Genomic DNA, 6,540 nt, shown 5'->3' on the forward strand with positions numbered 1-6,540 from the left:
ACTTGCCACCGCCCCAGCGTGCAGTCATTTCGCTGCGGATCGGCGTGCGCTCGGTGTTGCTGTCCGTCGCCGTGAAGCGCATCGCCTTGACCGCATTCAACGCCCAGCCACTGAAGGCCGTCGACGGCTTGGCCTCCACCACCTTTACGTCATACGTCCGGCCGCGCTTGTTGACCGAATAGGCCACGGTCACCTCCTCCGCGAACGGCACACGGCCGGGGTCGACATTGAGTTGTGGGCGGAAGGTGCCCTCCACCGGCTTCCAGTACGTCAACGCTTCGGCCTGCGGCAGCTGCAGCGGCTCGGGAGATGCGGCGGTGGCGACCTGGCTCAGTGCCAGGGCAAGCGTGATGGCAGCAACACGGAGCAGCATCGGGGGCATGGTTGTCATTCCTTGTACGCCAGTGGTTGGTTTCAAGCGTACGCCATCAGGGGCCTTTGCGGTTCACCGCAACGGTTACCGTGAAGTAGGGAATCGCGCTCCACTGCGTGCGCGGATGGTGCAGCGATTCCACGCCCATGCCGATCTGGTACTTCACGCTGCCCGGCTGCTCATGCCAGAAATAAGGCGCGCCGCTGCTCCAGCCACAACATACATATGTCAATGACGGCATGCCAAAGGTCTGCTGCAGATAGGCTTCGATCTTCGCCGCCGAGGCACCGCTGACGCGATACCGCGCTTCCATCGGCTGGATGTAGGAATCGTCGTCCTGCGTGCAGCCTAGGTATTCCAGCTCGGCTGGTTTGCGTCCCATCGCCTGCAGGAAATCCTGGCAGACGGTGTCGGGGCGGGCCAGGCCTTCGGAGCGGCCGTGCAGTTCCCACTCTGCGATCGCACTGGTAGGCGCCTGCGCGCTGGCAGTGACGGCGCTGCCGATCAGAAGCAGCAGCCCAGCACTGCTTCCGAGGCGGACGAAACAGGAGGCAGACAGACGCAACAGGGTGATGGCAGATCCTCCGTGGGCGTGACGACATGCCATCGTAATCGACTGGCGCAGCCACCCGGTGCGAACGCTTCGATCAACGCTCCCCCGCAGCAGCGACGGACCCACAACGGGCACGTCGCTGTTGTCGGCTCAGGCCAATGAAGGCCCGCGGTTCTCGTGCTGGCGGCTGTCGAGGGCGAGTTGCTGCTCACGCTGCCGATGGTCACCGGCCAGATCGCGCACCATGTCGTCCATCGAGCGCGCGGGCTGCGCCGTATCCACACTGGCGCGCTCACCGGGAATCAAGCCGGCGACCCACAGGCGATCTCCGGCCATCATGACCCGGTCGACGCGCCCGGCATCGTCGATACCGTTGCGCTTGGACTCCAGCACGGCCTGCATGACGTGCTCATCGCCAATGGTTCCGGGTACTCCCTGGCGGATGCGCTCGAACAACGCTGCATCCCTGGGCGACAGCGAATCCACGCCACTGCGCTGTGGCAGCGGTTCCTGCGTGGCCGGGCCAGCGACCGGTGGATTCGCCGCAGCCTGCTGCCGCGCCTGTACCTGCTCCGGCTGGAACTCCGCCCGCGTATAGGGCGGACGCTGTGGCGGCCAGTTCTCTGCTCGGTCGAATTCGGTGGTGGGGGCAAACTCGCGCGCCACCGCTGCATCGTTCAACTGCCGGCGCGCATCTTCATCGATGGTGTTGCCCGGGCGCAGGGGCAGGCCGTAGTCCTGCTGGAAATTGCGCATGGCCGCCTGCATGCCGGCATCAAACGTGCGCGCCTCGCGCTCGGCACGTGGGTTCGGTTCGGCAAGGTACCCCAGCTCCTCCAGCTGGCGGCGCATCTCGAACACCGGCTCGCCCTTCTCACCTGGGCGCAGGTTACCGTCGGCCAGCGGCCCGGTCAGATCGGTCACCGTCCGGCGCTTGAAGTCCGGATCGACCGCCAGCGTGTCGGTGCGCATGCGCTCCAGCAATGCATCGTCGATGCGACCATTGGCCGGACTGATGCCCCGCTCGGTCTGGAAGCGGCGCACGGCCTGCTCGGTGGAAGAACCGAAGTCCCCATCGGGCTTGATCGCGGCATTGGCGTTGTTGCGGATGTCCAGCCGCTGCAGGTACTGCTGTGCTTCCAGCACCTTCTGGTTGGCATCACCACGGTGCAGGTCCATCGTCCCAGCGGGCCCCTGCTGGATCGGCACCGGCATCTGGAAGCCCGGCTGCTGAACGCGCTGGACCAGGCCGGCGACCTGCGATTCCCATCCGGTGGCCAACGTGGCGATGGCGTCCGGATAGGGACTGTCGTTGTTCAACTCACCGCCATTGACCGAGGCTCTCGCCTGTCGGTAGTCGACATGGCTGGCGTTGACGTTGTCGGACAGCCGCGCGCCGAACATGCCATCGCGCATCCCCACCACCAGCACCTTGGTGGCGATTTCCGCTTCGGCCGCCCGCTCCGGGTGCTCGACCAGCTCGCGGCCCATTCCCAGCGCCTCGCCCAGCCGCTCGTAGTTGTTGACGTGGGTAAGGTGGGCAAAACCCCGGCCGAAATACTCTTCACCGCCGAAGTAGCGCAGATCCACTGCCTGCTTCCTGCCCCAGTCTTCCTCTGGCGCGGCGAAATTGCGCGATTCGTGCTGCGCCGTGGCCAGCACGTAAGCAATCTGCCGGTGATCGGTAACGCCATTGTCGATACAGGTGCGGACGATCATCTCGACCGACTGGTCCCGGGTCAGGCCGAAGCCTGACCCACCCTTTCCATAGCCTTCGCTCATCCTTCAGCTCTCCAGTTCCGGAACGCATCCATTCGTCAGGGAAGGACCTACTTCAGCAGGTCCGATTCAGTAGGGACCTGGCCCCTGCAGGTGTCATAGCGGCGCATCAGCAGCGTGCGTGGTTCGGTTCCGCGCAGTTGGATGACCTTGTCTTCCCGCTCGCACGGGCTTGCCTTGCCGCGCAGTACGAACCGGCCGTTGTCGATATGGTCGATGTCACGTCCACCGATGGCCGCTTCCAGTGCCTTGGCACGCACATAGCGATGGCCCTTGGCATCAAACAGGTAGAACGCGTGGACGGGAACGTTGTAGACACCGTTGTTGTCCTGCCATACCTGCAGGTCTGGCAAGCCATCGCCGTTGAAGTCAGAAGCGGTCAGCAGCATGGCGGCCGCAGCATGGGCATTGGCACCGGCGCGGGTCAGGCGTGGCTGCATGTCCGTGACGGCCACCTTGCGGCCGCCACGGGTCACGCCCATGCTCCGCACCTGACAGGTCATCACGTTATCGGTGCCGCTGCAGTCGGCCACCTGGAAGACCACCTGCAGCGCAGGCGTGATACTGCCCTCGCCGGGCTGCAGGACGATCCTGCCCTGCCTATCGGGTTCGCCATCTGCGGTATGAGCGGCGACCTGCGTGGGTGCCGGGGCCGCCTTGGCTTCAGCAACCAGGGCCGCCGCACCACCGCCCTGCAGCTGGCGGGCACGCAGCAGAGTCATGTGTATACGGCACTGCTGCGAATCCAGTTGGGCAGCGGCATTGCCACCTTCCGGGCAACGACGGTCACGCTGGCGCAGCCATTGCCGCTGCAGATCGCGCAGTACCTGCTGATCATTGGCCGTCATCGTGGAGCGCGCCGCGCTGTAGGCGGCGTTGAGCGCATCGTCGTGAGCCTTGAATTCAGCGTCGACACAGCGACGACGAGCGTCCAGCGCCGTGCCCGCATTGGCCATGCACGGCGCATAGGCGGGGCTCAGGTAGCGCACATCGCCGGCGATCAGTTCGGCACCGCTGGGCAGCTTGCGTACGGTGGGCGGGAGCGAGGCCTGTGCCGATGCCCACAGGCAAGGGCCAAGCAGAAGCAGCCCAGCCAGCAACCGGGTGGCACGCCCCGGCAGGCGTTCTGAGTTCAGCATGCGATTCCTTCCGTGGGGCTTGGCCAGCCCCGTCCTGTTCCGATGATGGATCCTGCACGCTCACCCACGCAACTTCAGCGACAGCGGTCACATCACGCATGCCGGCCTCGGAGCCGGACGCTATTCCGGCAACGCATACGCCATCACGTAATCCCCGGCCGGCGTCTCCATGAAATGGTGCCCGCCAGCCATGATGACCACGTATTGCCGCCCGCCCTGCTCGTACACCATCGGGTTGGCCTGGCCACCGGCTGGCAGTTTGGTGTGCCACAGCTCCTTGCCGGTCTTCAGGTCGATGGCACGCAGCAGGTCATCGGTCGCTGCGGCGATGAAGATCAGGCCGCTGGCGGTCACCACCGAACCGCCATTGTTCGGCGTGCCGATTTCAATGGGCAGGCCGGAGCGGATGCCGAAGGGGCCGTTGCCACGCGCGCTGCCGAACGGCCGGTCCCACAGCAGCTTGCCGCTGCGCAGGTCGATCGCACGGATACCGCCATAGGGCGGCTGCTTGCACAGCAAGCCAGTGAACGGCAGCCGCCAACCGGCGTTGACGTCGATGCCATAGGGCGTGCCGACCTGCGGATCCCCTGCGCCTTCGGCACCGCCCTTGTCGGCGCGCATCTGCTCGCGCGGCAGCCAGCCCTTGCGGTCGGCTTCGGCGCGCGGCACCAGCCGGTTGTAGTTGGGCATGTCGTTGTAGTTGGCCACGATCACGCCACGCCGCGTATCGATGGCCACGCTGCCCCAGTCCGAGCCACCGTTGTAGCCGGGGTATTCGATGGAGTGGTGATCGCTGCTGGGCGGTGTGTAGAACCCTTCGTAATGTGCCTTGCGGAACTGGATTCGGCAGACCAGCTGGTCGATGGGGGTGATGCCCCACATGTCGCGCTCGGTCAGCGCGTCGTCGCGCCGCAGTGTGTGGTACAGCGAGAACAGCTGGGTGGCGGCGCGCTGCTCGGGCTCCACGCCGCCCTGTGGCACCTTGCGCTCCTCGGCCGGGGTCAGCAGCTGGCCGTTGCGACGGTCGAGGATGTACATGTCGCCCTGCTTGGTGGGCAGCAGGATCGCCGGCACCTTTCCCGATGCCGTCGGGTAGTCGATCAGGCTGGCCTGCGAACCCAGGTCGTAGTCCCAGACGTCCTTGCGCACGGCCTGGAAGTGCCAGACCGGCTTGCCGGTAGCCACATCGATGGCGACCAGCGAGGTCGCGTACCTGTTCTGGTTTTCGGTGCGCGAGCCACTCCAGTAGTCGCCTGCGGAATTGCCCATCGGCAGGTACACCAGGCCCAGTGCTTCATCGCCGGTAGCGGTGGTCCACATGTTCGGTGTGCCACGTGTGTAGGTCTGCTCGCGCGGTGGCAGGCCGCTGCGCTCGGGCTGGTCCATGTCCCACGCCCAGCGCAGCTTGCCGCTGATCGCGTCGTAGGCCTGGATGACGCCGGAGGGCGCGTCGCGGCGCTGGCCGTCCAGTACCTGGTGGCCGGTGACGACGACACCGCGGACGATCGCCGGCGGCGAGGTGATCGATACGTAACCCGGCGGCACCTCGCCCATGCCCAGGGTGATGTCGACCTGGCCGTTGTTGCCGAAATTCGCGCAGGGGCGACCGCTGTCGGCGTCCACCGCGATCAGGCGACCGTCCAGCGTGCCTTCGATGATGCGTGCGCTGCAGGCTGAGCGGCTCCCTGGCGCCGCGCTCCGGTGGGTGCGGGTCGGCGGCGGTGCGGGCAGCGCGAGATCGGCAGCCACGTCAGCSAGTGCGGCATCGGCGAGGGTCGGCGCGCTGGGCAGCTCGTAATAGGACACGCCACGGCAGGCGGCCGTRTACGGGATCGACGCATCCTTCACCTTCGGATCGAAACGCCATAGCTCCTTGCCGCTGCCGGCATCGAGGGCGATCAACTGATTGCGTGCGGTGCACAGGTACAACCGATCACCGATCTTCAGTGGCGTGGTTTCCGCACCCCAGCGCTTCTTCGGCAGGTCGCCGGTGCGGAACTGCCACGCCAGTTGCAGGGTTCCCACGTTTTCCGGGGTGACCTGCTGCAGCGGCGAATAGCGGGTGGCCGCATTGCTGCGCCCCCATGCCGGCCAGTCGCCCTCGGCCGGTTGGTCGGCAGGCTGCAGGCCGGTGGTGTCACGGGTGGGATCAAGCCCGGCGCTGACCGCCGGCTCGGGGAACGGCTGATGCCCGTCGACCACGCCATGCGGGGTGAACGCGAGGCCGAAGGCGGCCACGAAGACCAGCATCAGTACAGCGGCCACGCTGCGCGACAGCCGCCTGGGCACCGGCGCCTGCAGGGTCGGCGCCAGCAATGCCAGGACGATGCCGAGGGCGGTCACCAGGCCCAGCCGCGGTACCCAGCGCCAGTAATCGCTGCCCGACTCCCACCAGGTCCACAGCAGGCTGCCGATGAACACCAGTGCRTACAGCAGTGCACCGCTACGCCGATTGCCCCACAACAGGATGCCGCAGACCAGCAGGCCCAAGCCGGCGATGGCGTAGTACCAGGAGCCACCGAGGCTGAGCAGCCACGCACCAAGGCCGCCGATGACCAGGCCGAGCACGATCAGCAACAGGGCCAGCACGGTAACCAGAGGATGGCGGGGCGGAGGCGCGGAAGCAGACTGCGGCGTGGCGGACATCGTCGATCTCCGGGGGCAGCATGCGCCCTTATGCCACCGTCACCGTGAAG

At 66.4% G+C, this 6,540-nt stretch carries 5 protein-coding genes; all 5 read right to left on the reverse strand.

From position 1 onward, the window contains the following. On the reverse strand, positions 1-382 hold a 382-nt coding region (locus AC1VAN_RS07685), incomplete at its 3' end, for an energy transducer TonB (RefSeq protein ID WP_032976288.1). A gap of 46 nt (positions 383-428) precedes the next feature. Then, complete coding sequence (locus tag AC1VAN_RS07690; protein WP_442252044.1) at positions 429-1,052, reverse strand: DUF4952 domain-containing protein; 624 nt, start codon at positions 1,050-1,052, stop codon at positions 429-431. A gap of 24 nt (positions 1,053-1,076) precedes the next feature. Continuing rightward, a complete protein-coding gene (locus AC1VAN_RS07695; RefSeq protein WP_442252045.1) occupies positions 1,077-2,708 on the reverse strand; it encodes a peptidoglycan-binding protein in 1,632 nt (543 codons plus the stop codon). A gap of 47 nt (positions 2,709-2,755) precedes the next feature. Beyond that, complete coding sequence (locus AC1VAN_RS07700; protein WP_442252046.1) at positions 2,756-3,844, reverse strand: lysozyme inhibitor LprI family protein; 1,089 nt, start codon at positions 3,842-3,844, stop codon at positions 2,756-2,758. Between the two features lie 120 nt (positions 3,845-3,964). Then, on the reverse strand, positions 3,965-6,490 hold the full coding sequence (locus AC1VAN_RS07705) for a membrane-bound PQQ-dependent dehydrogenase, glucose/quinate/shikimate family (protein ID WP_478013517.1): 2,526 nt from the start codon (positions 6,488-6,490) through the stop codon (positions 3,965-3,967). Positions 6,491-6,540 lie beyond the last annotated feature (50 nt).

It is taken from the genome of Stenotrophomonas sp. 05L44_2, from assembly GCF_056665995.1.